A 26394-nucleotide genomic window follows, 5' to 3' on the forward strand; every position below is an offset into this window, starting at 1 on the left:
ACCCGCAGATGACGTGCCGCCTCGGGGTGGTGCGTCGGCTGCAGGCCGTCGGTGGCTGGTCGCGCCCACGCGGCGGAGCCGCATCATGCAACAGCCCCGCGCCCCTTCGGGGCGCTGCAAGATCCGCCGGACACGCCCTGGCCGGCAGGCCCTACGCGCCGGCCTTCGCGTTCACCGCGAACCACGCGCCGAAGGGGTCCCGCAGCGTGGCCTGCCGGCCGATGCCCCGCTGGGACTCCGGCGGGTGGACCACCTGGCCGCCGTTCTCGATGGCCGCGGTCACCACCGCATCGCAGTTCCCGACCGCGAAGTACGGCAGCCAGCCCACGGGGGTCGCGTCGAGCGGCTGCATGATGCCGCCGTGCGCGCCCTGCATCCCGCCGCCCTGCGGGGCGAGGACCGTGTAGGTGGCGCCGCGTTCGAGGACGAGGTCGTGGGTGTCCCAGGCGAAGACGGCGCGGTAGAAGTCCTTGGCCGGCTCGACGTCCGGCGTGTAGAGCTGTGTCCACCACAGCGAGCCCGGGGCGTCGACCGTCTCCAGGTCCGGTCCCTCGCCGGGCTCCCGGGCGGCGAACCGGGCCCCCGCGGGGTCGGCGAGCCCGCCGGGACCGGCGTACCCGCCCGCCCGCTCCACGGCCGCGGCCGTCGCCGCCGCGTCCGCCGTGCGGAAGGACACGGTCCACGCGCCCCGCCCGGTACGGGAATCGGCCACGGCCCCCGCCACCGTCCGCCCCGCGAACCGGAAGAGACCGTCGGGCGTCAACTCCCAGCCCAGCAGGGCCCCGTAGAACCCGGCGGAGGCCGCGGGGTCGGGGGTGCTCAACGTGATCCAGTTCGGGGTTCCCGGAGCGGATCCGGCGCTCGTCAGCATGCGGCCAGCATGGCAGCGGGACGGGCGGACACGCCACGGCGGAGGCGGTGTTGACAGGTTGTTGACCGGAAGCCGGTGTCCTTCCTTCCACCGTCTCCCCCACGCAGCTGTCAACGGCTTGTTGACCGCTTGTTGAACGAGCCAGGACACGCTCTTATGGCAACGCTTCGCCGTTGCCCCTTTTTGCCCATGTGTCACTCAAAGAAGAGAGGCTCGTCATGAGCCCCATCAGAACCAACCGCTCGTCGATCGCCCGCCGCCTGACCGGCCTCGCCGCGTCGGCCGTGCTCGCCGCGGCGGGCCTGCTGGCCACGGGCGGAACGGCGCACGCGGCCATCGACGACGCCCACACCACCATCTGGAACGACGAGCCCCTCTACCCCGGCTGGCACCTCGACAACGGCCCGGCCCGGCTGATCATGCAGCAGGACGGCAACCTCGTCGCCTACATCAACGGCTACCCCCTGTGGGACTCCAAGACGGTCGGCTGCGGCGCCAAGGCCGTGATGCAGAGCGACGGAAACCTCGTGGTCTACGCACAGGACGGCCACCCGTGCTGGGCGAGCGGCACCCAGCGCGGCAACCGCTCCTACCCGGTGAAGCTCCTGCTCGACCCCACCGGTCACCTGACCATCTACGGCGACAACGGCAGGGTCTGCCACAGCACGGCCCCGTACGGGATCGTCCTGCCCTCCTGCGACATCCTCTGGTCGTCGGCGTCCTGACGCCCCCGCTCACCCCCTGCCCATCCGCTCGGCCATGCTCGCCAGCGACCAGTGCGGCCGGGCAGCGGCCCGTGCCGCCGCCGTCCGCAGCAGCGCCGGGTGGCACCGGCAGGCCTCGGCCAGGGCGCGTGCGGCGTCCGGTTCGGCCGCGACGCGTGCCGCCCCGAGCGTGCGGACGAGCAGACCGAGCGCGTCGTCGACGGAGAAGGCACCGAGGGCGACCTGCCGGGCACCGGGGAGGAGCCCGGCCGGCGTCCGGCCGGTGACGAGAGCCGCGCAGCCGGGGTGCCGCGGGATCAACGGGCGGATGCCGTCGAGGTCCTGCACGTCGTCGAGCACGACCAGGACCCGGCGCCCGTCGAGGGCCTCCTGGTAGGCGGCGGCCACGTCCGTCCCGTCCTCCGGGACGTCCCCGCCGAGCGCCCGGACGAAGGCGGCGAGGACCCGGGCGGGACGGACCGGCGCCGCGTGCGAGGCCTTCAGGTCGCCGTAGAGCTGACCGTCGGGATATGCGTCGCGCAGGCGGTGCGCGGCGTGGACGGCGAGTGCGGTCTTCCCGGTCCCGGCGGCCCCCTGCACGACGGCCGTCCGCGCGGCGGACCCCAAGGCCCGGACGAGCACGGCGACTTCCTCGTCCCGCCCGGTGAAGTCCACCGTGTCGGCGGGCAGATGACGGGGACGGCACGCGGCGGGTGCAGCGGCGGTTCCATCGGTGATCTGCCGGTGCACCCGCACCAGTTCGGGCGCGGGGTCGAGGCCGAGCTCCTCGGCCTGCCCGCGGGCGCGCTCGTAGACGGCGAGCGCCTCGTCCCGGCGGCCGCTGCGGAAGAGCGCGAGCATGAGCAGGGACTGCAGCTGCCCGGAGGGGTCCGGCCGCGCGGCCAGCGCCGCGATCTCCGGGAGCACCTCGGCGTGCCGCCCGCCGGCGACGTCGAGGGACAGCCGCGCCTCCAGGGCCGCCGTGCGGCTGGCCTCCAGCCGCTGCCGGATCCGCTCGGCCAGGGGGCCGGGGACGCCGTCCAGGGCGCTGCCGTACCAGAGGCCCAGGCCCCGGGTCAGCAGGGCGTGCGCGCCGGCCGGGTCGCCCTGCTGCCGGGCCGTGGCGGCGGCCTGGACGGCGTCGTCGAAGCAGTGCATGTCGACGGCCCCGGGCCCGGTCTCCAGCCGGTACCCCTGCCCGGCCTGGTGCAGGGCCGCGGCCCCGTCCCCGGCCGCGAGCAGCTGCCGGAGCCGGTAGACGTGGGTGGCCAGGGCCCGCTTCGGCCGGGCCGGCCAGTGCTCCTCGTCCTCGTCCCAGACGGCGCGCAGGAGCTGCCCGGTGGTCAGCGGCCTGCCCCGGGCCGCCAGCAGCGCCACCAGGACGGCCTGTTGCTGGGGCCGGCCCACGGGGGTCTCGGCGCCCCCCTGCCGGATCCGCAGCGGTCCCAGAGTCCGGAAATGCAGTGTCACGTCACGCCCCAAGCCGTGTCGCTTCGCCATTCACGCGACCCGACATCCCATCATATGTGCGTACTTCATGTATGGGCTGTGCATGTTGGGGAGGAGCACATCATGACGTCGCACGAGGGGACCCGCAACGGAGGCAGACCCGCCGAGGAGCCCGCGCACATACTCGGGTTCGGGCTGCTCGGCCCGGTCCGCGCCTGGCGCGACGGCGCCGAACTCGACCTGGGCAGGCCCCAGCAGCGCGAGGTGCTGGCGATCCTGCTCGCCGCCGCGGGGCGCACGGTGTCGGTGCCGCTGATCGCGGACGGGGTCTGGGCCGAGGCGGACCGGCCGACCAGGCCGGACCAGTCCGTCCGCACCCACGTCCACCGGCTGCGCCGCGTGCTGGGGCACTCCGCCGACGCGCCGCTGCTGGTCACCGTCGGCGACGGCTACGCGCTGCGGGTGCCCGCCGAGGCCGTGGACACCCGGGCGTTCGAGCGGGCGGAGGCGGAGGCCGCCCGGGTCCGCGCCGCGGGCGGCACGGCCGCGCAGGCCCGGGACGTGGTGGCGGGCGCGCTGGAACTGTGGTCCGCCGAGCCGCTGGCCGGCCTGCACGGCCCGCACGCGAGGGCGGTGCGCGACCGGCTCTGCGCCGTCCGACAGTCGCTGCTGGAGACGCGCCTGGAGCTGGACGCCGAGATCGGGGACCGGCCGGACCTCCACGCCGAGGCGGGCGCCCTGGTCATCGAGTACCCGGCGAGCCAACGCCTGCGCGGCGTCCAGATGCTGGCGCTCTACCAGGCCGGCCGCCGGGCCGAGGCGCTGAGCGTGTACGAGGACACCCGGCGGTTCCTGGCGGCCGAACTGGGCCACCTGCCGGCGCCCGAGCGCAGGCCCTGCCCGGCGCTGCAGCAGCTGCACCGGCGGATCCTGCGCGCGGACCCCGCGGTCCGGCCCGCCGCCGAACCCGCTCACCTGGCCTTCGACGCGGACAGCATCCCCGAGGCCCACCGACTGCCGTGCGGCATCGACGACTTCACCGGCCGCGCCGAGGCCGTCGGCACCCTCACCGGGATGCTCACCCACCCCGGCACGCAGGCCGTCGTGGTCTCCGCCGTCAACGGCGTCCCGGGCGTGGGCAAGACCACCCTCGCCGTCCACACGGCCCGCAGGATCGCGGACCGGTTCCCCGACGGGCACCTCTACGCGGACCTGCGCGGCGCCGACCGCGAACCCCTGGACCCGCAGGCCGTATTGGCCTCCTTCCTGCACGCCCTGGGCGTGGCCGACGGCGACGTCCCGGACGACGGCGACGAGCGCATCGCCCTCTACCGCTCGCTGATGGCCGAACGCCGGGTCCTGCTGCTGCTGGACAACGCGGCCTCCGACGGCCAGGTGCAGCCGCTGGTGCCCGGGGCCGCGGGCAGCGCCGTCCTGGTGACCAGCCGCGCCCGGCTGACCGGGCTGACCGGGGCGCAGCACCTGCGGCTCGACGTGATGCCGCCCGCCGAGGCCCTCGCCCTGCTCCGGCGGATCGTCGGCGACCGCCGCTGCGACGCCGAGCCGGAGGCGGCCGCCGCGATCGTGGCCGCGTGCAGCCGGCTGCCCCTGGCCATCAGGGTCGCCGCCTCGCGCCTGGCCGCGGAGACCGGCTGGACCCTGGCCGACATGGTGCGGCGGCTGGACGACGAGCACCGGCGGCTGCACGAGCTGGCCACCGGCGAACTCGCCGTGGAGGCCACCTTCGAGCTCTCCTACTCCAAGCTCTCCCCCGAACAGGCCCGGGCCTTCCGGCTGTTGTCCGCGGTGGACGCACCGGACCTCGGCGTGCACTGCGCCGCCGCCCTCCTCGGCCGGGACACGGAGAGCACCGAGGACCTCCTGGAGTCCCTGGTCGACCTCAACCTCGTGGAGTCCCGCCGGATGGGCCGGTACCACTTCCACGACCTGGTGCGGGTCTTCGCCCGGGCCAGGAACGGCCGCGACGACACCCCCGCGGAGACGTCCCGCGCCTTCGCCGGGCTGCTGGACTTCTGCCTGGCCACCGCGCGGGCCGCGGACGCGGCATCGCACTCGGTGGACCCCGCCGAACGCCGGCTCATCGACGTGCCAGTGGCCGCGGCCGGCCTCGCCTTCGGCACTGCGCAGGCCGCGACCGGCTGGATGCACGAGGAGATACCCGTCCAGCGGGCGCTGATCGACCGGGCCTGCGCGGACGGCGCCCTGCCGCTGGCCCAGGCGGCCGACCTCGTCGACAAGCTCAACAACGTGCTGCCCGGCGTCACCCACCAGACCGGGGTGACCGCCCAGGCCGCGCGGGTCGCCGAGGCCGCGGCGGCCCGCGGCGACCGGACCGCCGAGGCCCTGGCCCGCTACGTCCGCGGCAACGCCCTGTGGCACGCGAGCTCCTTCGCCGAGGCCGAGTCCGAACTCCTGCGCTCCATCGCCCTGTGCGCCGACGGCTCCGACGCCCGGCTGCGCGGATGGGCCCACCTCACGCTGTGCGCGGGCGCCCGCGTCGGCGGCCGCACCGACGAGGCGGTCGGGCACGGCGAGGCCTCGGTGCGCCTCTTCCGCACCGCGGGCGCCGGCACGGCCGAGGGCACCGCGCTGGGCGAACTGGCCTTCAACTACGCCCGGCAGGGCCGGCTCGCCGAGGCCCGCGCCGCGGCGGAACGCGGCGCCCGGCTGGTCGGCGGGGAGCCCTCGGTGTCCAAGGCGATCGGCCTGTACTACCTGGCCCGGGTGCTGCGCCTGTGCGACGACGCCGACGCATCGCTCCAGCGCGCCCAGGAGGCACTGGAGTTGTTCCGCACCCTGAACGTGACGGCCTTCGAGGCGGCCACCGGCGTGCTGATGGCCGACCTCCACGTCCAGACGGGACGGCACCGCCTGGCGGCGGACGTCGCCGAGACCTTCCTGCCCGTGGCCCGCCGGACCAGCCCCGTCCTCGAGGGCAGCCTGCTCCGCGCCCTCGGCTGCAGCCTCGACCGCCTCGGACAGCACACCCGGGCCCGCACCTGTCTGGAAGCAGCCCTCGACCTCTTCGAACAACGCCGTGCCCAGGCCGACATCGACCAGACGCGGGCGCTGCTGGGCGCCCCGTAGGGGCGCGGGGCTGTCGACATATGCGGCTCCGCCGCGTGGGCGCGACCAGGCGCCCCGTCAGGGGCGCGGGGAACTGCGCGAACAGCCCCCACCGGCCCGCAGCCGACGCACCACCCAGGGGTCCGGGGCGCAGCCCCGGGAGGTCAACTGCGGGCGCGTCGTGGTCGATCGCGCAGTTCCCCGCGCCCCTACAGGGCGCTACGGCACGATGCCCGTCTGCCGGGCCAACCGCACAGTCGACACCCGGTTGTTCGTCCCCAGCTTCCGGTACACCTTCTCCAGATGCCGGTTGACCGTATGCGGCGAGATCGCCAGGCGCCGCGCGATCGCCCCCGTCGTCAGCCCCTCCGACAGCAGGCCCAGGACGGTCAGTTCGCGCGGCGTCAGGCCGTGCCCCGTCATCACGGGAGCGGGCAGGGACCCGGCGCGCAGGCGGCGCAGCTCCCGTACGTGGTTGCCGACACCGACCAGGAGCGGCTGGATACGGGCCGCGAAGGCGAGTTCGCGTGCCGTGAAGTCGGCGTCGCGGCCCAGCACGACGTTGCGCAGGATGCCGTGCTCGCCGGGCAGCGGCACGCCCATCTGGTAGGGGGCGCCGAAGTCGCGGCGCGCCTCGCTGTACCACTGGCTGTGGCGCCAACGGGCGCACAGCTCACTGATGTTGACCGGAGGCCGGTGCTCCACCGGGCTCGTGTAGCAGAGCAGCGGGTGGCCCTGCCGGACGCGCCGCTGCACCAGGTCGCCGACGTGCGCACTGAGCCGGTCGGGGGCCCAGCCCTCGGCCCGGCCGGAGCCGTCGGCCATGTTGCACGCCGTGTACGTCGCCGAATGACAGCCGAACGCCTCCAGCAGGTGGCCGGTGATCAGGTGCCAGGACGTGTCGGTGTCGCCGTTCTCCAGGACGGCGACGGCGAGGTCGAGCATCCGCTCGTAGTCCCGCGCTCTCAGCTGCACGCCCGTCCCCCTAGCTCCAGCGCCCCGTCCGCCCCAGCAGCAGGGCCGCCGCGGCCGTGCCCGCCGTGGACGTGCGCAGCACGCTCGGGCCCAGCCGGTACGGGTGGGCGCCCGCCTCGGCGAAGGCGGCGAGCTCCTCCGGGGAGACGCCTCCCTCGGGGCCGACGACGAGGACGATGCGGCCGGTCTCCGGGAGCTCGGCCGTGGCCAGCGGGGTGCTGCCCTCCTCGTGCAGGACGGCCGCGAAGTCGGCCTCCGACAGCAGTTCCGCGACCTGCCTGGTCGTCATCTGCCCGGTCACCGCGGGGAAGCGCAGGCGGCGCGACTGCTTGCCCGCCTCGCGGGCCGTCGAGCGCCACTTGCCGAGGGACTTCGCGGCGCGCTCGCCCTTCCACTGCGTGACACAACGGGCCGCGGACCAGGGCACGATGGCGTCGACGCCCGTCTCCGTCATGGTCTCGACGGCGAGTTCGCCGCGGTCGCCCTTGGGCAGGGCCTGCACGACGGTGATCGACGGCTGGGGCAGCGGCTCGGAGCGCACCGAGGTGACGGCCACGTCGAGGTGGTCCTTGCCCTCGACGGCCGCGACGGTGCCGTGCACGCCGGTGCCCGCGCCGTCCGTCAGGACGATCTCCTCGCCCACCCGCAGCCGGCGCACGGAGACCGCGTGCCGGCCCTCGGGACCGTCGAGCGGGAAGACCGTACCGGGGAAGACACCCGTGAGAGCGTCCTCCTCGACCAGAAAGACCGGCGCTGTCATGGTTCTACTTGCTCCCTCGGTTCGACGGCGCGCCTGCCGCGCCGAGTTCGGCGACCAGCAGCTGCACGAGCTCGGCCGCCGGAAGTTCACGGGCCAGGCGGTGCCCCTGGCCCGCCCAGAGGCCGAGGGCCTGCGGGTCGCCGGCCGCGGCGGCCGCCTTGCGCAGCGGGGCGGTCAGGAAGTGCACCTGCGGGTACGCGGCCGGGGCGTACGGGCCGTGCTCCCGGACGAATCTGTTCACCAGACCGCGGGCCGGACGCCCGGAGAAGGCCCGGGTGAGCTCGGTGCGGACGAACAGCGGGTCGGTGAGGGCCCGTTTGTGCAGCGGGTGCGCACCGGACTCGGGGCAGGCGAGGAAGGCCGTGCCGAGCTGGGCGGCGCAGGCGCCCGCGGCGAGCACGGCGGCGATGTCGGCGCCGCGCATCAGCCCGCCCGCGGCGACCACCGGGATCCGTACCGTCTCGCGCAGCTGCGCCAGCAGGGACAGCAGGCCGATGCCCGCACCGGCACCGTCCGCGTGCGGGTCGTCGTGGTGGGTGCCCTGGTGGCCGCCGGCCTCGACGCCCTGCGCGCACACCGCGTCCGCACCGGCCCGCCGGGCCGCCTCCGCCTCGGCGGGCGAGGTCACGGTGACGACGGTGCGGGTGCCGGCCGCGGCGAGGGCCGCGACGGCCTCGGGGGACGGGCAGCCGAAGGTGAAGGAGACGACCGGGACGGGGTCGTCGAGGAGGATGGCCAGCTTGGCCTCGTAGGCGTCGTCGGCGTCACGGTCCCACTCGCCGAGCGGGGTGTCGTACCAGGTGGCCTCGCCGGCCAGCTGCTCGGCGTAGACCTCGACCGCGGCCGGGTCGGCTGCGGGCGGCTGCGGCAGGAACAGGTTGACGCCGAAGGGGCGGGAGGTGAGCGCGCGGAGCTGCTTGATCTCCTCGTACATGGCGGCCGGCGTCTTGTACCCGGCCGCCAGGAACCCGAGGCCGCCGGCCTCGGAGACGGCGGCCGCCAGCGCGGGGCGGCTTGCGCCACCGGCCATGGGGGCCTGCACGACGGGGTGCGGGAACAGGTCGCTCAGGGGAGCCATACCAACATCGTTGCACAAGGCCCAGGACGGCCAGTGCCCCGAAGGGGCGCGAGGAACTGCGCGACAAGCCACAGCGCACCCGCACAGGAAGACCGCGGGGCCCCGGGGGCGGAACCCCCGGAACCCCGACCCGGCCTACCGGCCGTTGAAAGCGTCCTTGAGCCGCGAGAACAACCCCTGCTGCCCCGGCTTGAACTCGCCCATCGGGCGCTCCTCGCCGCGCAGCTTCGCCAACTGCCGCAGCAGGTCCTCCTGCTGCGGGTCCAGCTTCGCGGGCGTCTGGACCTCGACGTGCACGATCAGGTCGCCCCGGCCGCCGCCGCGCAGGTGCGTGACGCCGCGCTGGTGCAGCGGGATCGACTGGCCGGACTGGGTGCCGGGCCGGATGTCGATCTCCTCGACGCCGTCCAGCGTCTCCAGCGGCACCTTGGTGCCGAGCGCGGCCGCCGTCATCGGGATCGTGACCGTGCAGTGCAGGTCGTCGCCGCGGCGCTGGAAGACGGCGTGCGGCTTCTCGTGGATCTCCACGTAGAGGTCGCCCGCCGGACCGCCGCCCGGGCCGACCTCGCCCTCGCCCGCGAGCTGGATGCGGGTGCCGTTGTCCACACCGGCCGGGATCTTGACCGTGAGCGTGCGGTGCGACCGCACGCGGCCGTCGCCCGCGCACTCCGGGCAGGGCGTGGGGACGACCGTCCCGAAGCCCTGGCACTGGGGGCAGGGACGGGAGGTCATGACCTGGCCCAGGAAGGACCGCGTGACCTGGGAGACCTCGCCGCGGCCGCGGCACATGTCACAGGTCTGGGCGGACGTGCCGGGGGCCGCGCCCTCGCCGCTGCAGGTGGTGCAGACGACGGCCGTGTCGACCTGGATGTCCTTGGTCGTACCGAAGGCGGCCTCGTTGAGGTCGACCTCGATCCGGATCATGGCGTCCTGGCCGCGCCGCGTCCGCGAGCGGGGCCCGCGCTGCGACGCCTGCCCGAAGAACGCGTCCATGATGTCGGAGAAGTTGCCGAAACCGGCGCCGAAGCCGCCGGCCGCACCCGCGCCGCCCGAGGCGGACAGCGGGTCGCCACCGAGGTCGTAGACCTGCTTCTTCTGCGGGTCCGACAACACCTCGTAGGCGGCGTTGATCTCCTTGAACCGCTCCTGCGTCTTCGGGTCCGGATTGACATCCGGATGCAGCTCGCGCGCGAGGCGGCGGAAGGCCTTCTTGATCTCGTCCGGCGAGGCGTCACGGCGGACGCCCAGGACCGCGTAGTAGTCCGTGGCCACTTACGACTCCGCCAGGATCTGTCCGACGTAACGTGCCACTGCGCGTACCGCTCCCATCGTTCCGGGGTAGTCCATGCGGGTCGGTCCGACCACGCCGAGTTTGGCGACTGCCTCGTCGCCCGAACCGTAGCCGACGGCGACCACCGATGTGGAGTTCAGTCCCTCGTGGGCAATCTCATGACCGATGCGCACGGTCATCCGCGAGTCCTTGGCCTCGCCGAGCAGCTTGAGCAGGACGACCTGCTCCTCCAACGCCTCCAGCACGGGCCGGATCGTCAGCGGGAAGTCATGACCGAAACGAGTGAGATTGGCAGTGCCGCCGATCATCAGCCGTTCCTCGGTCTCCTCGACGAGGGTCTCCAGCAGGGTCGCGAGCACCGTGGAAACGGTTCCGCGGTCGTCCTGCTCGAAGGACTCGGGGAGGTCCTGCACCAGCGGCGGCACATCGGTGAACCGCCGCCCCACGACCCGGCTGTTGAGCCGCGCCCGCAGATCCGCCAGCGCGTTCTCGCCGAAGGGCGCCGGGCAGTCGACCATGCGCTGCTCGACGCGCCCGGTGTCCGTGATGAGCACGAGCATGATGCGGGCGGGAGCGAGCGAGAGCAGCTCCACATGCCGCACGGTCGAACGGGTCAGCGAGGGGTACTGCACCACCGCGACCTGCCGGGTGAGCTGCGCGAGCAGCCGCACCGTGCGGGCCACGACGTCGTCGAGATCGACGGCGCCGTCCATGAAGTTCTGGATGGCGCGCCGCTCCGCCGTCGACAGGGGCTTGACGCCCGCGAGTTTGTCGACGAAGAGGCGATAGCCCTTGTCGGTGGGGATCCGGCCGGCGCTGGTGTGGGGCTGGGCGATGAAGCCCTCGTCCTCCAGTGCGGCCATGTCGTTGCGCACGGTGGCCGGGGAGACGCCCAGCCGGTGGCGCTCGGTGAGGGCCTTGGAGCCCACGGGCTCCTCGGTGCCCACGTAGTCCTGGACGATGGCGCGCAGTACCTCAAGCCTGCGTTCACTCAGCACCGCGCGCACCTCCAGTCAGTGGTCCAGCCGTCTTGCGGGTTCTGCAAGGATCAGGGGGGCTCGTGGAGCCCGTTCCCCTGGCACTCAATGGTCACGAGTGCCAGATCCCTTCAGCCAGTGTACGGCCGGGCACCACGGCCAGGGCAAGGGCCGTCCCCGCCGCGCGCCCGGAGGCCGGGCAACGGTACCGCGCTCCGGCTACCGTCGCGGCATGGGAACTCAAGGGGAACCGGGCGCCGCGGAGGCGCACTGGGAACGGCTCGCGCCGGGCGTCGCCCGCCGCAGAATGCCGGGCTGGGACGAGACCATCGGGGCGATCGCGGGCCGTACGGGCGTGCTCGTCGTCGACACCGGGGCCACGCTGCGCGCGGGGGCGGAGATCCGGCGCGAGGTGACGGAACTCTTCGGCCTGCCCGTGACGCACATCGCGCTCACGCATCCGCATTTCGATCACGTGCTGGGCACAGCTGCGTTTTCAGGGTTCTCGGGCCTGAAGGTGTACGGGGCCGTGGGCCTCGACGAGCTGATGCAGCGCGAGCGGGAGGACATCCGGCGCTCCGCGGAACGGCAAGGGGTGGACCCGGAGGAGGCGGCCGAGGCCGCGGACCTGCTCGTCCTGCCGCACCACCTGGTCTCGGGCGAGGTCGCGGTGGACCTGGGCGGGGACGGGGACGGGCAGCGGGTGCTGCTCGCCAACGTCGGCCCCGGGCACACCGCCCACGACCTGGCCGTCCTGGTGGTCGGCCGGGACGGGGCCCCGGACGTCGTCTTCTGCGGCGACCTGGTCGAGGAGTCGGGCGAGCCCCAGGCGGGCCGCGACGCGCTGCCGCACGCCTGGCCGGCGGCCCTGGACCGGCTGCTGGCGCTCGGCGGGGAGGACGCGCTCTACGTGCCCGGGCACGGGGCCGTGGTGGATGCGGGGTTCGTGCGGAGGCAACGTGACGAGCTGGCGGCGCGGTTCGGTGTCGCGTGAGCGGGGCGGTGATCATGAACCACAATGGCCCGCATGCGCAGCAGCAGACAGTACGGCCCTGATCTGACCCCGCCCTGGCTGCATTCTCCCGGGGGGTGACCCCCGGACCCCCGGCCGAGCACGTGGCTCGCTCCGGATCGTCAGCGCCCGCCCCGACACAGAACAGGTCCTCATGCAGAGCAAGCGCTACAGCCCTGATCTGACCCCGCCCTGGAAGCGGACGGCGCCCGCGCCGGAGGTTCCGGCCGAGCCGGACCTCGTTGTGGAAGAGGTCACAACAGGCTTCTGCGGGGCGGTGATCCGCTGCGAGAAGACGGCACAGGGCCCGACGGTGACCCTGGAGGACCGTTTCGGGAAGCACCGGGTGTTCCCGATGGAGCCGCGCGGCTTCCTGCTGGAGGGACGGGTGGTGACGCTCGTCCCACCCGCCCCCGCCGCCCCGCGCGGCCCGGCACTCACCGCCTCCGGCTCCATCGCCGTCCCCGGCGCCCGGGCCCGGGTCGCCCGGGCGGGCCGGATCTACGTCGAGGGCCGGCACGACGCGGAACTCGTCGAACGGGTGTGGGGCGACGACCTGCGGATCGAGGGCGTGGTCGTCGAATACCTGGAGGGCATCGACGATCTCCCGTCCATCGTGCGGTCGTTCGCCCCCGGCCCCGATGCGCGCCTGGGCGTCCTGGTGGACCACCTGGTGCCGGGCACGAAGGAGTCCCGTATCGCGGCGGAGGTGACGGGAGACCACGTCCTGGTGGTGGGCCACCCGTACGTGGACGTGTGGGAGGCGGTGAAGCCGACGTCGGTGGGCATCGCCGGGTGGCCGCGGGTGCCGCGGGGACAGGACTGGAAGACGGGGGTGTGCCGGCAGTTGGGATGGCCGGAGAACACCGGCGCCGCTTGGCAACGGATCCTGGGGGCGGTGCGGAGCTACAAGGACCTGGAGCCGGCGCTGTTGGGCAGGGTCGAGGAACTGATCGATTTTGTGACGGCGCCGGAATAGCGCCCCGTAAGGGGCGCGGGGAACTGCGCGACCAGCCACGACGATCCGCAGCCGACCGACGGCAGGGGAACCTCAGTCCACCAGGTCCCGCACCACCGCATCGGCCAGCAACCGCCCCCGCAAGGTGAGGACGGCGCGCCCGTCCTCGTACGGCCCGGACTCCAGCAACCCGTCCGCAAGGGCCCTGGCCGCCGCCGCGAGGCCGGCCGGCCGCAGCAGCGCCAGCGGACACCCGTCCACGAGCCGCAGCTCCAGCAGCACCCGCTCCACCCGCCGGTCCTCGTCCGGCAGGACTTCCCGCCCGGCCCCCGGGGAGCGGCCCTCGGCCAGTGCCTGCGCATACGCGCCGGGGTGCTTGACGTTCCACCACCGTACCCCGCCCACGTGCGAGTGGGCGCCGGGGCCTGCGCCCCACCAGTCGGCGCCGCGCCAGTACAGCTCGTTGTGCCGGCAGCGGCCGGCCTCGCTCGTCGCCCAGTTCGAGACCTCGTACCAGGCGAAGCCCGCCGCCGACAGCGTGTCCTCGGCGATCAGGTAGCGGTCGGCGTGCACGTCGTCGTCCGTCATCGGGACCTCGCCGCGCCGGATGCGGCGCGCCAGCTGCGTGCCCTCCTCCACGATCAGCGCGTACGCCGAGACGTGGTCCGGACCGGCGCCGACGGCGGCGTCCAGGGAGGCCCGCCAGTCCTCGTCCGTCTCCCCCGGCGTGCCGTAGATCAGGTCGAGGTTGACGTGGTCGAAGCCCGCCGACCGGGCCTCGGCCACGCAGGCCTCGGGGCGGCCCGGCGTGTGCGTGCGGTCGAGGATCTTCAGCACGTGCTGCCGGGCACTCTGCATGCCGAAGGAGACCCGGTTGAAGCCGGCCTCCCGCAGCTCCGCCAGGTAGCGCGGGTCGACCGACTCGGGGTTGGCCTCCGTGGTGATCTCGGCCCCGGGCGCCAGGCCGAACTCGTCGCGAACGGCGGCCAGCATCCGGCCGAGGTCGGCGGCGGGCAGCAGGGTGGGCGTGCCGCCGCCGATGAAGACGGTCTCGACCGGGCGGGGGTCGTCGCCCAGCACCTTCCGGGCGAGGCGGATCTCCTCGGCCAGCGTGTCCGCGTAGTTGTCGCGGGAGGCCAGGGCGCCGCCGGAGCCGCGCAGCTCGCTCGCGGTGTAGGTGTTGAAGTCGCAGTACCCGCAGCGCGTGGCGCAGTAGGGGACGTGCAGGTAGAACCCGAGCGGCCGCTGCCCGGCGCCGTCGAGGGCCTGGCGGGGCAGCGCCCCGTCCTCGGGCATGGGTTCGCCGTCAGGCAGTACGGAAGGCATGCCCCCATTGTCCGGCATCCGGGGCCGGCCGCTGCCGGCCCCGGGTTCAGCGCTCGCGGGCGCCCTCGTACATCTCCTCGATGAGGTTCTTGTACGCGCGCTCGACGACCGGCCGCTTGAGCTTGAGGCTCGGGGTCAGCTCGCCGTGCTCGACGTCGAGGTCGCGCGGCAGCAGCCGGAACTTCTTGATCGTCTGCCAGCGCTGCAGCCCCTCGTTGAGGCGGCGTACGTAGTCGTCGACGAGCTTCACGGTCTCCTCCGCCGCGACCACCTCAGCGTAGGAGCGGCCGTCCAGGCCGTGCTCCTTGGCCCAGCCCAGGATGGCGGGCTCGTCGAGGGCGATGAGGGCGGTGCAGTAGTTCCGGTCGGCGCCGTGGACCAGGATGGTGGAGACGAACGGGCACACGGCCTTGAACCGGCCCTCGATCTCGGCGGGCGCGATGTACTTGCCGCCCGAGGTTTTGATCAGGTCCTTCTTGCGGTCGGTGATGCGCAGGTAGCCGTCCGGGGAGAGCTCGCCGATGTCGCCGGTGTGGAACCAGCCGTCCGGCTCCAGGACCTCGGCGGTCCGCTCGGGCTGCCCGTGGTAGGCCTCCATCACACCGGGGCTGCGCAGCAGGATCTCCCCGTCGTCGGCGATGCGGACCTCGGTGCCGGGCAGCGGCTTGCCGACGGTGCCGGTGCGGTAGGCCTCGCCGGGGTTGACGAAGCTGGCGGCGCTGGTCTCGGTGAGGCCGTAGCCCTCCAGGATGTGGATGCCGGCGCCGGCGAAGAAGTAGCCGATGTCGGGGGCGAGGGCGGAGGCGCCGGAGACGCAGGCGCGCAGCCGGCCGCCGAAGGCCGCGCGGATCTTGGTGTAGACGAGGGCGTCGGCGATCCGGTGCCGGGCGGCGAGGCCGAAGGGCACGGACTTGCTGCCGGTGCGGCGGAAGTTGTCCTGCTGCGCCTTGGCGTACTCGCGGGCGGTGTCCACGGCCCAGCGGAAGATCTTGTACTGGGCTCCGCCGCCCTCGCGCGCCTTGGCGGCGACGCCGTTGTAGACCTTCTCGAAGATGCGCGGCACGGCGGCCATGTAGGTGGGCCGGACGACGGGCAGGTTCTCGATGATCTTGTCGACGCGGCCGTCGACGGCGGTGACGTGCCCGACGCTGATCTGCCCGGTGGTGAGCACCTTGCCGAAGACGTGCGCGAGCGGCAGCCACAGGTACTGCACGTCGTCGGGGCGCACCAGCTGGGTGGCCTCGATGGCGCGGGACATGTAGGCCCAGGCGTCGTGCCGCAGCCGCACGCCCTTGGGGCGGCCGGTGGTGCCGGAGGTGTAGATCAGGGTGGCGAGCTGCTCGGGGCGCAGGGCGGCGATCCGGTCGGTGACGGCATCGGGGTGGGCCTTGAGGTACTCGGCCCCGCGGCGCTCCAGCTCGGCGAGGGAGAGGACCCAGTCCTCGGGGTCGTCCTCGTCGGCCGGGACGTCCGCCTCGTCGATCACCACGACGTGGGCGAGCGCGGGCAGTTCGGCGCGGTGCCGGCGGGCCTTGGCGAGCTGCGCGGCGTCCTCGGCGATGAGGACCCGGCTCTCGGAGTCGGCGAGCATGTACGCCGACTCCTCGGCGTTGGTGCTCGGGTAGACGGGCGTGGTGGCGGCGCCCGCGCACATGATGCCGAGGTCGGAGAGGATCCACTCGACCCGGGTGGAGGAGGCGAGGGCGACCCGCTCCTCGGGCTGCACGCCGAGGGTGATCAGGCCGGCGGCGGCGGCGAAGACCCGGTCGGCGGCCTGGCGCCAGGTGAGCGAGGCCCAGTCGTCGGGGCCCTGGCCGGAAGGAGCGGGCACCGGGTGGCGGTAGGCCTCCGCATCCGGTGTGGCAGCGACCCGTTCGAGGAACAGTGTCGCCACGGAGGGCGGCCGGTTCTCGATCAGTGTCTGTGTCTCCGTCACGGCATCCTCCGGGGTCCCGCCTCGTTGCTGGTGACTCGCGAGTAACCTTCCAAACAGTGATCAGACTAGAGCCGTTGGGGCCACGGCGTAAGAGCCGAAGAAAGCCTTGTTGAAGCTGTGACCGGCGGGACGGATGTCCCCGAATACGGCAAATGCCCGCCCCGATACGGGACGGGCACTCGCGCTGCGGAACAGCCCGGGCGTTACTTCTTGCCCTTCTCGCCGCCGCTGTCGTCGGTGGACAGCACCGCGATGAAGGCCTCCTGCGGGACCTCCACGTTGCCGACCATCTTCATCCGCTTCTTGCCTTCCTTCTGCTTCTCCAGCAGCTTCCGCTTACGGGAGATGTCACCGCCGTAGCACTTGGCGAGGACGTCCTTGCGGATCGCGCGGACCGTCTCACGGGCGATGACCCGGGAGCCGATGGCGGCCTGGATCGGCACCTCGAAGTTCTGCCGCGGGATGAGCTCGCGCAGCTTGGCGACCAGCCGCACGCCGTAGGCGTACGCCTTGTCCTTGTGCGTGATCGCGGAGAACGCGTCGACCTTGTCGCCGTGGAGCAGGATGTCGACCTTGACAAGATCGGACATCTGCTCGCCGGTGGGCTCGTAGTCCAGCGAGGCGTAGCCGCGGGTCTTGGACTTCAGCTGGTCGAAGAAGTCGAAGACGACCTCGGCGAGGGGCAGCGTGTAGCGGATCTCGACGCGGTCCTCGGAGAGGTAGTCCATGCCCAGCAGGACACCGCGGCGGGTCTGGCACAGCTCCATGATCGCGCCGATGAACTCGCTGGGCGCCAGGATCGTGGCCCGGACGACCGGCTCGTGCACCTCGTCGATCTTGCCGGTGGGGAACTCGCTCGGGTTGGTGACCTCGTGCTCGGTGCCGTCCTCCATGAGGACGCGGTAGACCACGTTCGGCGCGGTGGCGATCAGGTCGAGGCCGAACTCGCGCTCCAGGCGCTCCCGGATGACCTCCAGGTGCAGCAGGCCCAGGAAGCCGACGCGGAAGCCGAAGCCGAGCGCGGCGGAGGTCTCCGGCTCGTAGACCAGGGCGGCGTCGTTGAGCTGGAGCTTGTCGAGGGCTTCGCGGAGCTCCGGGTAGTCCGAGCCGTCCAGGGGGTACAGGCCGGAGAACACCATCGGCTTGGGGTCCTTGTAACCGCCGAGCGCGTCGGTGGCCCCGCCCTGGAACTGGGTGATCGTGTCACCCACCTTGGACTGGCGGACGTCCTTCACACCCGTGATCAGGTAGCCCACCTCGCCGACGGACAGGCCGTCGGCCGGGAGCATCTCGGGCGAGTTGGTGCCGATCTCCAGGAGCTCGTGGGCCGCGCCGGTGGACATCATCCGGATCCGCTCGCGCTTCTTGAGCGTGCCGTCGACGACCTTGACGTACGTCACGACGCCCCGGTAGGGGTCGTAGACCGAGTCGAAGATCATCGCGCGGGCGGGGGCGTCCTTGACACCGACCGGGGCCGGGACGTCGCGGACGACGCGGTCGAGCAGCTCGGGGACGCCGACGCCGGTCTTGGCGGAGACCTTGAGGACGTCGGACGGGTCGCAGCCGACGAGGTTCGCCAGCTCGGCGGCGAACTTCTCGGGCCGGGCGGCCGGCAGGTCGATCTTGTTGAGGACCGGGATGATCGTGAGGTCGTTCTCCATCGCCAGGTAGAGGTTGGCGAGGGTCTGCGCCTCGATGCCCTGGGCGGCGTCCACCAGCAGGATGCAGGCCTCGCACGCGGCGAGGGAGCGGGAGACCTCGTAGGTGAAGTCGACGTGGCCCGGGGTGTCGATCATGTTGAGGATGTGGGTCGTCTTCGACTCGTCCCCACTGGGGGTCCAGGGGAGGCGGACCGCCTGCGACTTGATCGTGATGCCGCGCTCGCGCTCGATGTCCATCCGGTCGAGGTACTGCGCGCGCATCTGCCGCTGGTCGACCACACCGGTCAGCTGGAGCATCCGGTCGGCAAGCGTGGACTTGCCGTGGTCGATGTGCGCGATGATGCAGAAGTTGCGGATCAGAGCCGGGTCGGTACGGCTCGGCTCGGGCACGTTGGTAGGGGTCGCGGGCACGCAGGATCCATTCGGTGACTTCGGCGTTTGCACGCCAGCCTCGGCGGGAGTCGGGTATACGACCCCTCCATCGTCCCATGAGCGGCGGCGACCGTCCGGTTTGGGCGGCCCGAGCCCCTGCTGGTAGCCTGGTCCACTGTGCCTGGCGTGCCCTCTACACGCCGTGGGCGCATTCGAACTCCAACGAACCTGAAAAGGCTCTTTTCGTGGCGAACATCAAGTCCCAGATCAAGCGGAACAAGACCAACGAGAAGGCGCGCCTGCGTAACAAGGCCGTCAAGTCCTCGGTCAAGACCGCCATCCGTGCGGCCCGCGAGGCCGTCCTCGCCGGTGACGCCGAGAAGGCCACCGCCGCGGTCCGCCTGGCCGGCAAGAAGCTGGACAAGGCTGCCAGCAAGGGTGTCATGCACAAGAACGCCGCCGCCAACAAGAAGTCGGCGCTGGCCAAGCTGGTCGCCGCCAAGTAAGGCCGATCGCCGGTACGGGCCCAGCGGACCCCTCTCTCAGCCGCTCCGGACCGGCACCCCGTGCCGCACGCGGACGTTCGCCACGTGCCTGCGGCACTCCTTGATCGATCCTGAAGGCCTCGCCTTCGCCCCTTCCCCGGGGCGGACGCGGGGCCTTCGGGCTTTCCGGGGGGGGCAGCGGAGGCCCCCCCCCGGGATTCCGTCTGCCGGGACTCCGTCAGCGCCGGCTGCGGGCCGCCCGCGCCACCGCGACGACCGCCTTCTCCAGGGCGTACTCCGGATCGTCGCCCCCGCCCTTGACCCCGGCGTCCGCCTCCGCGACCGCCAGCAGGGCCGCGGCGACGCCGTCCGCCGACCAGCCGCGCATCTGCTGCCGCACCCGGTCGATCTTCCACGGCGGCATGCCCAGCTCCCGCGCCAGATCCCCGGGACGGGCCCCTCGCGGGGCGGAGGCCAGCTTGCCGATGGAACGGACGCCCTGGGCCAGGGCACTGGTGATCAGGACGGGCGCGACGCCGGTGGCCATCGCCCAGCGCAGGGCCTCCAGGGCCTCCGCGGCCCGGCCCTCCACCGCCCGGTCCGCGACGGTGAAGCTGGAGGCCTCCGCGCGGCCCGTGTAGTAGCGGGCGACCACGGCCTCGTCGATGACGCCCTCGATGTCGGCGGTCAGCTGAGCACACGCGCTCGCCAGCTCGCGCAGATCGCTGCCGATCGCATCCACCAGCGACTGGCAGGCCTCCGGGGACGCCGAGCGGCCCAGCGCGCGGAACTCCCCGCGGACGAAGGCCAGACGGTCGGCAGGCTTGGTCATCTTCGGGCAGGCGACCTCCCGAGCCCCGGCCTTGCGGGCCGCGTCCAGCAGGCCCTTGCCCTTGGCGCCGCCCGCGTGCAGCAGCACCAGGGTGATCTCCTCGGCGGGCGCGCCGAGGTAGCCCTTCACGTCCTTCACGGTGTCCGCCGAGAGGTCCTGCGCATTGCGCACGACCACGACCTTCCGCTCGGCGAAGAGCGACGGGCTCGTCAGCTCCGCGAGGGTGCCGGGCTGGAGGGCATCGGGCGTGAGGTCCCGCACGTCGGTGTCCGCATCGGCAGCGCGGGCCGCCGCGACCACCTCCTGCACGGCACGGTCGAGAAGGAGATCCTCCTGGCCCACGGCGAGCGTCACGGGGGCGAGCGGGTCGTCTGCAGCTGTCTTCCTGGCCATCGTGTCCAGCATCCCATGCGCCGGTGACACACCCCCCTCGCCGGTCTCCGGAGCATGCCGCACAATATGCGAGTGAGCAGCACTTTCTCCTCCTACAGAGCCTCAGATTCCGTACGGCACCTGCTGGTGCTCCCCGACCGCGACGCGGCCGAGGAGGCGGCCGAGGAGGCCGCCTCGCGCCTCCGGCTGGACGACGACCCGCAGGTCGTGCGCGAAGCCCTCGCCGGTGAGGACGACGCCGAGGACGCCCAGTGGCTGGTCGTCGTGGAGGACCCCGACGGCGACCTGGACGTCTCCCTCCTGCGCGAGCTCGCCGAGGAGTACGACGGCTGGCTCGAGGCGGAGTGACCGTGCCCCGCAAGGGGCGCGGGGAACTGCGCGACCAGCCACGACGCGCCTGCAGACGACGCGCCGCTTCGGTGGCCGGTCGCGCCCAGCGGTAGCTGGGGGAGGTGGCCGGGGGAGTCACCGCCCCGCGCCCCTTACGGGGCACGAAGCTCCGGCTCCCGTTCGAGGGCCATGCCGAAGTGCTTCCGGTACGCGCCGAGGACCTCGTCCTCGGCCAGCGTCCGCTCCAGCTTTCCGGAGGCGTCGGTGATCACCAGCTTGCGGCCGCTGAGCGTGACCCGGTCCGTGCCGGTCCCGGTCGGCAGGGAGCAGACCAGCGACCGGGTGAAGGGCGACTCCGGCGACGTCCGGTGCCACCAGCAGCCGGGCTCGAAGTCGGCCAGCTCCCTGGGGCGTTGCTCCAGCCGGTACTGCAGCTTGCCGTCCTTGAACACCTCCAGGTCGTCCCCCTCTCCTCCTTCGGCCTCCGCTATGCGGAACACACCTCCCGGGTCGCGCTGATCGCCTCGCTCGCAGTAGTCCAGCGGGTAGAGGCTGTGCGAGCCGGCGCCGACGTCCACCAGCCACGAGCGCGGGGCCCCCGCCGCCCCGCCCTGTCCCGTCTCCACCCGCAGCGCCAGGTGGTCGTAGGGGATCCCGAGCGACCCGTCCGGCATCACCATCCGCGCCGCCAGCAGACTCACCCGGTAGCCGAGGGCGGTCAGCAGGTGGGCGAAGGCGCCGTTGAGCTCGTAGCAGAAGCCGCCGCGCCCGGCCTGCACCACCTTCTCCACGAGGGCCCCGCCCTCCAGCACGATCTCCTCTCCCAGATGGATCGACAGGTTCTCGAACGGCACGGCGACGATGTGCCGGAAGTGGAGCTCGCGCAGCGCCTCCGCATCGGGGGCGGGCGGGCGAGGGACGTCGATGCGGCGGAGGTAGGCGTCAATATCAGTGGAATCCATGGTTCAGTTATGCCGCATGCACGGCAGCCGGGACATCGGGCCCGGGTCCTACGTCTGCGGCCGCGGCCCGCGGTGACGGCCGCCGCCGCGCCCGTCACGGCCACCGCGCCGTCGGTGTCCGTCCGCAGCACCGTCGCGCCCTGCTCCTTCAGCGCGGCGACCGTCGCCGCCGCGGGGTGGCCGTAGCGGTTGTGCGTACCGACCGAGATCAGGGCCAGCCGGGGGTGCAGGGCCCGCAGCAACTGCGCGTCCTGGTGGGCGGATCCGTGGTGGGCGACCTTGAGGACGTCCACCGGCGGCAGGCCCGGGTACGCCTCCGACAGGGCCTGCTGCGCGGGCGGTTCGAGATCCCCGAGCAGGAGCAGCGTGAGGCCCGCGGTGCGGACGAGCAGCACGAGGCTGGCGTCGTTGGGGCCGTCCTCGGCCGCCGCGGAAGTGCCCGCGGGCGGCGGCCACAGTACCTCCCACGACAGGTCGCCGAGCTGCCGCCGCTCCCCCGCCACGCCTTCGGTCACCGGCACGCCCGCCCGCGCGGCGGCACGGCGCACGAACGCGGCCCTGCCGGGCGGCCGGGCGAACGGCGTCGTCTCGATCATCCCGACCGCCCGGCCGTGCAGCACGCCCGGCAGCCCGTCGACGTGGTCGGCGTGGAAGTGGCTCAGGAGGAGCAGCGGAATCCTCTCGACCTGCAGCGCCCGCAGGCAGCCGTCCACGGCGTGCGGTTCGGGCCCGGCGTCCACGACCACGGCGGCCCCGTCGCCCGCGGCGAGGACCAGGGCGTCCCCCTGGCCGACGTCGCAGGCGGCCAGCCGCCAGCCGGAGGGCGGCCAGCCCGTGACGGCCCGGGTGAGGGGTGCCGGGCGGACGACCGCCAGGAGCAGGAGCAGGGCCAGCCCAACACAGGCCCACGGCCTGCGGAGCAGCCGCACCCGGCGGGCGGCCGGGACGGCGGCCGCCGTGACCGCGGCCAGCAGCAGGCAGCCGGTCCAGCCGCCCGGCCACGGCAGCGCGGCCCCGGGGAGCGCCGCACCCGTGCGGGCCACGACCGCGGTCCAGGTGGCGGGCCATCCGGCAAGCCAGGCAAGGCACTTGGCGGCCGGCAGGGCGACCGGGGCCGCGGCCATGGCCGCGAAGCCCAGCACGGTGGCGGCGGCGACCGCCGGCTCGGAGAGCAGATTGCACGGGACGGCCACCAGGCTCACCTGCGCCGCCAGCAGGGCGATCACGGGCCCGCAGACGGCCTGTGCCGCTCCCGCGGCGGCGACCGCCTCGGCCAACCGGGGCCGCAGGCCGCGCCGTTGGAGCGCCTCGCTCCAACGGGGCGCCAGGGTCAGGAGGGCGCCGGTCGCCAGGACGGAGAGCAGGAAGCCGTAACTCCTCGCGAGCCAGGGGTCGAAGAGCACCAGCAGGAGCACGGCCGCCGCCAGGGCGGGCAGCAGGCTGCGGCGGCGGCCGGTGCCGAGTGCCAGCAGCGTGATCAGGCCGCAGGCGGCGGCGCGCAGCACGCTCGGGTCGGGGCGGCAGACGATCACGAAGCCGAGCGACAGCGCTCCGCCCAGCAGCGCGGTGAGCCGCAGCGGCAGGCCGAGGCGTGCCGCGAGGCCGCGGCGCTCGGCGCGGGCGGAGAGGTGGGAGGGGCCGATGAGCAGGGCCAGCAGGATGGTGAAGTTGCCGCCGGAGACGGCGAGGAGGTGGGTGAGGTCGGTGGCGCGGAAGGCGTCGTCGAGGTCCGCGGGGATGCGGGAGGTGTCCCCGACCACCAGACCGGGCAGGAGCGCCCGCGCGTCCGGGGCGAGGCCGTCGGTGGCCCGGCGCAGGCCGGAGCGGAGCCGGGCGGCGGCGCGCTGAAGCCCGGTGGGCGGGGCAATGACATGCGGGGGCTCTCGGCCGGTGACGCGGACGACCGCGGCGATGCGGTCGGCGGCTCCACCGCGGGTGGGCGGGGCCAGTCTGCCGGTGAGCCGGATCCTGGTCGACGGCAGGAGGCCGAGCCAGGAGCGTTGGCCGGCCATCACGAGCACGGGGGTGCGGAGCGCGGTCGTGCCGGCCGGGCCGTCGAGGCGGGTGGCGTCGGCCTCCAGGACGACGGTGGAGCCGGAGCGGGCGGTGCGGGGGTCGTCGGTGACCGTCGCCTCCAGGGTCACCTCCGCGGTGCGACGGGCGAGTTGAGGCAGGGGGCCTCGGTGGACGGTGGTGCCGGCCAGGGCACCGGCCGTTGCGCCGGCGCAGGCACAGAGGAGGGCTGCGGCGAGGGCCGCCGCGGTGGCGGTCGTACGGTGCCGGGCCGCAAGGACGGCGGCCGCGACGAGGGCGGCGGTGCAGGCGAGGGCGACGGTGGCCGGGCTCGCGCTCAGGGCGAGGGCCGCGGCCAGCCAGGCGGCGATCGCCGGGGCGACCAACCGGAGGTCGGGTGGGGAGTCTTGGGGTGGAGGGTCCTGGGGTGGAGGGTCTTGGGGTGGGGTGGCGTTGAGGTCGGGTGCGGGCCCGGGCGGGCGGGCGCCCGCCCTCGTACCGCCCCCGGAGCCGGCCGCAGGCCTCATGGCTGGACCAGAGCCCGGAGGTCCGCGAACCGGTGTGCACCGATGCCGGTGACCCGGCGGAGGTCCGTGACCTCATGGAAACCGCCGTGCTGGGTGCGGTAGTCCAGGATCCGCTTCGCCAGGACCGGACCCACGCCCGGGAGGGACTGGAGCTGTTCCTGCGTCGCCGAGTTGAGGCTGACCGGACCTCCCGGCGCGCCGCCCGGTGCTGCCGCCGGGGGTGCGCCCACCACGATCTGTTCGCCGTCGGCCAGGACGCGGGCCCGGTTGAGCGCCGTCGTGTCCGTGCCGGAGCGGGCGCCGCCCGCCGCCTCCAGGGCGTCGGCCACCCGCGCGCCCTGCGGCAGGTGCAGCACGCCGGGGTGCTGCACCTTGCCCGCGACGTCCACCACGACCGTCCTGCGCACCGCGGGCGACACCGTGGCCGCGACCGGCACCGGCTCCCGGGCGGGCGGGCGCACCGTCTGCGGGCGGCCCTGCCAGAAGTGGTACGCGGCGAAGACGGCCGCCGCCATCAGGACCACGGCCAGCGCGGCCAGGGTCCGCGGTTCGAAGCCGCATCTCGTCTGCAGCCACAGCGGGATGCGCTCCCGCGCCGCGAGCCGCCAATCGCCATGCCTGCCGCCGGGGGCGGTCATCGTCGTCGTCATGGAGCGACCGTAGGGCGGTTGCGGCATCTCCGCTGAGACGGCCCAAATTCCGTGGATAACCCCGCAGTTGTGGATAACTTCGTCACCCACGCGGGCCACGCGGGGCCGCCCGCGCCCCCGCTACCTCGGCGAGACCACAACCCCCAGCAGCCCGGGACCCGTGTGCGCCCCGATCACCGCGCCCACCTCGCTCACATGGAGCTCCACCACACCGGGCACCCGGTCCCGCAGCCGTTCCGCGAGCTGCTCCGCGCGCTCGGGGGCGGCCAGGTGGTGGACGGCGATGTCCACGGGGGCCGTCGCGGCGCGCTCGACCGCGATCTCCTCCAGGCGGGCGATCGCCTTGGACGCCGTGCGGACCTTCTCGCGCAGCTCGATGCGGCCGCCGTCCAGCTGCAGCAGCGGTTTGACGGCGAGCGCCGAGCCCAGCAGCGCCTGCGCGGCACCGATGCGGCCGCCGCGGCGCAGATAGTCGAGGGTGTCGACGTAGAAGTAGGCGGCCGTGCCCTGTGCCCGCTTCTCCGCGGCGGCCACGGCCTCGTCGAGGGTGCCGCCCGCCCGGGCCGTCTCGGCCGCGGCCAGGGCGCAGAAGCCCAGGGCCATGGCGACCATGCCGGTGTCCACGACGCGCACCGGCACCGGCGCCTCGCGCGCCGCGAGGACCGCCGCGTCGTAGGTGCCGGAGAACTCGGCGGAGAGGTGGAGGGAGACGATGCCGTCGGCACCCGCCTGCGCCGCGGCCCGGTAGGCGGCGGCGAAGACCTCGGGGCCGGGGCGCGACGTGGTGACGGGCCTGCGTTTCTGCAGGGCCTGGGCGACCGATCTGGCCGAGATCTCCGTGCCCTCCTGGAGCGCCTCGTCGCCCAGGACCACCGTCAGCGGGACGGCCGTGATGCCGTTCCGCTCCATCGCCTCCTGCGGCAGGTAGGCCGTGGAATCGGTGATGATCGCGACATGGCGGGACATGCTCCGGAGGTTACCCGCCGGGCAGCCCGGGCGGCAGCGCGGCCCGGGTCCTCATGATCGTCAAGTGGTGCTTTCCGGCCGCCGGGCCTTCTGCCAGGAATACCCCGGCTGGCGCCAGGCATTCCCGCCGTCGATCGCCGCGCGCCGGGACCCGGGCCCGGGCGCCGCCCCGCCCGCCTCCGGCGCCGCGCCCGCCGGCTTCTCCGCCGGATTCCCGGCGGGTTCCGTGTCCCAGTGCCGCAGCGCACCGGACTCCATCCGGATCTGCTCGTTCAGCGTCGCCAGGTCGTCGTCCGCGAACTGCCGTGCCCTGTCCTGCGCGGCCCACCGCAGCGAGTCGGCGGACTGCGTGATGCTCTCCGTGCGCTCCCGCAGGGAGGGCAGGCACGCGGCGATACGGGCCCTGTCCGGCTCGCTCTCCAGGCGCCTGAGGTCCTCTTCGAGCTCCCGGCCGTGCGTGCTCAGGCGCTCGAAGAGGGCCAGCGACTCCGACAGGGAGGCGTCCTCCACGACGCCGGTGCGCAGGGCCTCCTGCGTGGCCCGCATGGACGTGCGCAGCGAGAGCCGCAGCTGGGCGACCTCGCCGGCCGCACCCGGCTGGGTGTACTGCTTGGCCTTCAGCCGGGTGTCCTCGACGGTGCGGCGGGCCTCGGTGACGGTGCGGTCGACGCTGCGCTTGACGGCCCGGACCGCCCTGACCGTGCCGATCACTGCGAAGGCGAAGAGGATCGCGCAGATCACAGCGATGATCGCGGCCGCGGCTACCATGCTTGCTCCCC

General features: G+C 73.7%; 22 protein-coding genes. 6 read left to right on the forward strand and 16 right to left on the reverse strand.

All coding sequences use genetic code 11. The features are described from left to right. Window positions 1–151: 151 nt before the first annotated feature. Window positions 152–871: a VOC family protein gene (locus ACWD4B_RS24490; RefSeq protein WP_451422760.1), complete on the reverse strand. Its 720-nt coding sequence runs from the start codon at window positions 869–871 to the stop codon at window positions 152–154. Window positions 872–1089: 218 nt separating this feature from the next. Here ACWD4B_RS24490 and ACWD4B_RS24495 point away from each other — a divergent pair, with 218 nt between their 5' ends. Next, on the forward strand, window positions 1090–1596 hold the full coding sequence (locus ACWD4B_RS24495) for a hypothetical protein (RefSeq protein WP_451422761.1): 507 nt from the start codon (window positions 1090–1092) through the stop codon (window positions 1594–1596). Between the two features lie 9 nt (window positions 1597–1605). Here the strand turns inward: ACWD4B_RS24495 and ACWD4B_RS24500 are convergent, their stop codons facing one another. Then, window positions 1606–3045 carry a BTAD domain-containing putative transcriptional regulator gene (locus ACWD4B_RS24500; RefSeq protein WP_451422762.1) on the reverse strand — a complete coding sequence of 480 codons (1440 nt, stop codon included), beginning with the start codon at window positions 3043–3045 and terminating at the stop codon, window positions 1606–1608. 102 nt (window positions 3046–3147) lie between these two features. Here ACWD4B_RS24500 and ACWD4B_RS24505 point away from each other — a divergent pair, with 102 nt between their 5' ends. Continuing rightward, window positions 3148–6132 carry a BTAD domain-containing putative transcriptional regulator gene (locus ACWD4B_RS24505; RefSeq protein WP_451422763.1) on the forward strand — a complete coding sequence of 995 codons (2985 nt, stop codon included), beginning with the start codon at window positions 3148–3150 and terminating at the stop codon, window positions 6130–6132. A 198-nt stretch (window positions 6133–6330) separates the two neighbouring features. On the opposite strand, the gene ACWD4B_RS24510 is transcribed toward ACWD4B_RS24505, so the two are convergent. The 5 genes from ACWD4B_RS24510 to hrcA form a co-directional block, all read right to left on the reverse strand. Then, window positions 6331–7086: a response regulator transcription factor gene (locus ACWD4B_RS24510; protein WP_451422764.1), complete on the reverse strand. Its 756-nt coding sequence runs from the start codon at window positions 7084–7086 to the stop codon at window positions 6331–6333. Between the two features lie 10 nt (window positions 7087–7096). Continuing rightward, window positions 7097–7846 (reverse strand): 16S rRNA (uracil(1498)-N(3))-methyltransferase, encoded by a 750-nt coding sequence (locus tag ACWD4B_RS24515; protein ID WP_451422765.1) that lies wholly within the window; start codon window positions 7844–7846, stop codon window positions 7097–7099. Window positions 7847–7850: 4 nt separating this feature from the next. Beyond that, entirely contained in the window at window positions 7851–8924 is a 1074-nt protein-coding gene (locus ACWD4B_RS24520) for a nitronate monooxygenase (RefSeq protein ID WP_451422766.1), read from the reverse strand. 135 nt (window positions 8925–9059) lie between these two features. Then, a complete protein-coding gene (gene dnaJ / locus ACWD4B_RS24525) occupies window positions 9060–10196 on the reverse strand; it encodes a molecular chaperone DnaJ (RefSeq protein ID WP_451422767.1) in 1137 nt (378 codons plus the stop codon). Then, a complete protein-coding gene (gene hrcA, locus ACWD4B_RS24530; RefSeq protein ID WP_451422768.1) occupies window positions 10197–11213 on the reverse strand; it encodes a heat-inducible transcriptional repressor HrcA in 1017 nt (338 codons plus the stop codon). Window positions 11214–11424: 211 nt separating this feature from the next. Between hrcA and ACWD4B_RS24535 the strand changes: the two genes are divergently transcribed. Together ACWD4B_RS24535 and ACWD4B_RS24540 are read left to right on the forward strand one after the other, a co-directional pair. Beyond that, complete coding sequence (locus tag ACWD4B_RS24535) at window positions 11425–12186, forward strand: MBL fold metallo-hydrolase (RefSeq protein ID WP_451422769.1); 762 nt, start codon at window positions 11425–11427, stop codon at window positions 12184–12186. A gap of 172 nt (window positions 12187–12358) precedes the next feature. Beyond that, window positions 12359–13183, forward strand: a complete 825-nt coding sequence (locus tag ACWD4B_RS24540) for a DUF3097 domain-containing protein (protein WP_451422770.1) — start codon at window positions 12359–12361, stop codon at window positions 13181–13183. A 72-nt stretch (window positions 13184–13255) separates the two neighbouring features. On the opposite strand, the gene hemW is transcribed toward ACWD4B_RS24540, so the two are convergent. From hemW to lepA, 3 genes are all read right to left on the reverse strand, one after another. Further along, window positions 13256–14488 (reverse strand): radical SAM family heme chaperone HemW, encoded by a 1233-nt coding sequence (gene hemW, locus ACWD4B_RS24545; RefSeq protein ID WP_451422771.1) that lies wholly within the window; start codon window positions 14486–14488, stop codon window positions 13256–13258. 46 nt (window positions 14489–14534) lie between these two features. Next, window positions 14535–16424 (reverse strand): AMP-dependent synthetase/ligase, encoded by a 1890-nt coding sequence (locus ACWD4B_RS24550; RefSeq protein WP_451422772.1) that lies wholly within the window; start codon window positions 16422–16424, stop codon window positions 14535–14537. Between the two features lie 203 nt (window positions 16425–16627). Beyond that, on the reverse strand, window positions 16628–18496 hold the full coding sequence (gene lepA / locus ACWD4B_RS24555; RefSeq protein ID WP_451422773.1) for a translation elongation factor 4: 1869 nt from the start codon (window positions 18494–18496) through the stop codon (window positions 16628–16630). Between the two features lie 206 nt (window positions 18497–18702). Here lepA and rpsT point away from each other — a divergent pair, with 206 nt between their 5' ends. Next, the gene (rpsT, locus tag ACWD4B_RS24560) at window positions 18703–18963 is read left to right on the forward strand and encodes a 30S ribosomal protein S20 (RefSeq protein ID WP_451422774.1); all 261 of its coding nucleotides are present in this window, start codon (window positions 18703–18705) and stop codon (window positions 18961–18963) included. A gap of 217 nt (window positions 18964–19180) precedes the next feature. On the opposite strand, the gene holA is transcribed toward rpsT, so the two are convergent. Next, complete coding sequence (gene holA, locus ACWD4B_RS24565; protein WP_451422775.1) at window positions 19181–20167, reverse strand: DNA polymerase III subunit delta; 987 nt, start codon at window positions 20165–20167, stop codon at window positions 19181–19183. Window positions 20168–20239: 72 nt separating this feature from the next. Here holA and ACWD4B_RS24570 point away from each other — a divergent pair, with 72 nt between their 5' ends. Then, complete coding sequence (locus ACWD4B_RS24570) at window positions 20240–20515, forward strand: hypothetical protein (protein WP_336411658.1); 276 nt, start codon at window positions 20240–20242, stop codon at window positions 20513–20515. A gap of 134 nt (window positions 20516–20649) precedes the next feature. Here ACWD4B_RS24570 and ACWD4B_RS24575 read toward each other — a convergent pair whose 3' ends face one another. The 5 genes from ACWD4B_RS24575 to ACWD4B_RS24595 all read right to left on the reverse strand — a co-directional run bounded on the left by ACWD4B_RS24575 (window position 20650) and on the right by ACWD4B_RS24595 (window position 26383). Next, window positions 20650–21330 carry an arylamine N-acetyltransferase family protein gene (locus tag ACWD4B_RS24575; protein WP_451422785.1) on the reverse strand — a complete coding sequence of 227 codons (681 nt, stop codon included), beginning with the start codon at window positions 21328–21330 and terminating at the stop codon, window positions 20650–20652. Beyond that, window positions 21216–23999: a ComEC/Rec2 family competence protein gene (locus tag ACWD4B_RS24580; RefSeq protein ID WP_451422776.1), complete on the reverse strand. Its 2784-nt coding sequence runs from the start codon at window positions 23997–23999 to the stop codon at window positions 21216–21218. The genes ACWD4B_RS24575 and ACWD4B_RS24580 overlap by 115 nt, the downstream gene beginning before the upstream one ends. Further along, on the reverse strand, window positions 23996–24649 hold the full coding sequence (locus ACWD4B_RS24585; RefSeq protein ID WP_451422777.1) for a helix-hairpin-helix domain-containing protein: 654 nt from the start codon (window positions 24647–24649) through the stop codon (window positions 23996–23998). The genes ACWD4B_RS24580 and ACWD4B_RS24585 overlap by 4 nt, the downstream gene beginning before the upstream one ends. 120 nt (window positions 24650–24769) lie before the next feature. Further along, window positions 24770–25615, reverse strand: a complete 846-nt coding sequence (locus ACWD4B_RS24590; RefSeq protein WP_451422778.1) for a DegV family protein — start codon at window positions 25613–25615, stop codon at window positions 24770–24772. A gap of 60 nt (window positions 25616–25675) precedes the next feature. Continuing rightward, on the reverse strand, window positions 25676–26383 hold the full coding sequence (locus ACWD4B_RS24595) for a hypothetical protein (protein ID WP_451422779.1): 708 nt from the start codon (window positions 26381–26383) through the stop codon (window positions 25676–25678). Between the last annotated feature and the right edge of the window lie 11 nt (window positions 26384–26394).

The organism is Streptomyces sp. NPDC002536, assembly GCF_053594995.1.

Excerpts from the sequence above, each read along its gene's own strand:
- ACWD4B_RS24490 (WP_451422760.1), bottom strand. The coding sequence starts at position 871 with ATGCTGACGAGCGCCGGATCCGCTCCGGGAACCCCGAACTGGATCACG.
- ACWD4B_RS24495 (WP_451422761.1), top strand. The coding sequence starts at position 1,090 with ATGAGCCCCATCAGAACCAACCGCTCGTCGATCGCCCGCCGCCTGACC.
- ACWD4B_RS24505 (WP_451422763.1), top strand. The coding sequence starts at position 3,148 with ATGACGTCGCACGAGGGGACCCGCAACGGAGGCAGACCCGCCGAGGAG.
- ACWD4B_RS24515 (WP_451422765.1), bottom strand. The coding sequence starts at position 7,846 with ATGACAGCGCCGGTCTTTCTGGTCGAGGAGGACGCTCTCACGGGTGTC.
- ACWD4B_RS24520 (WP_451422766.1), bottom strand. The coding sequence starts at position 8,924 with ATGGCTCCCCTGAGCGACCTGTTCCCGCACCCCGTCGTGCAGGCCCCC.
- ACWD4B_RS24535 (WP_451422769.1), top strand. The coding sequence starts at position 11,425 with ATGGGAACTCAAGGGGAACCGGGCGCCGCGGAGGCGCACTGGGAACGG.
- ACWD4B_RS24540 (WP_451422770.1), top strand. The coding sequence starts at position 12,359 with ATGCAGAGCAAGCGCTACAGCCCTGATCTGACCCCGCCCTGGAAGCGG.
- hemW (WP_451422771.1), bottom strand. The coding sequence starts at position 14,488 with ATGCCTTCCGTACTGCCTGACGGCGAACCCATGCCCGAGGACGGGGCG.
- holA (WP_451422775.1), bottom strand. The coding sequence starts at position 20,167 with ATGGCCAGGAAGACAGCTGCAGACGACCCGCTCGCCCCCGTGACGCTC.
- ACWD4B_RS24580 (WP_451422776.1), bottom strand. The coding sequence starts at position 23,999 with ATGAGGCCTGCGGCCGGCTCCGGGGGCGGTACGAGGGCGGGCGCCCGC.
- ACWD4B_RS24585 (WP_451422777.1), bottom strand. The coding sequence starts at position 24,649 with ATGACGACGACGATGACCGCCCCCGGCGGCAGGCATGGCGATTGGCGG.
- ACWD4B_RS24590 (WP_451422778.1), bottom strand. The coding sequence starts at position 25,615 with ATGTCCCGCCATGTCGCGATCATCACCGATTCCACGGCCTACCTGCCG.
- ACWD4B_RS24595 (WP_451422779.1), bottom strand. The coding sequence starts at position 26,383 with ATGGTAGCCGCGGCCGCGATCATCGCTGTGATCTGCGCGATCCTCTTC.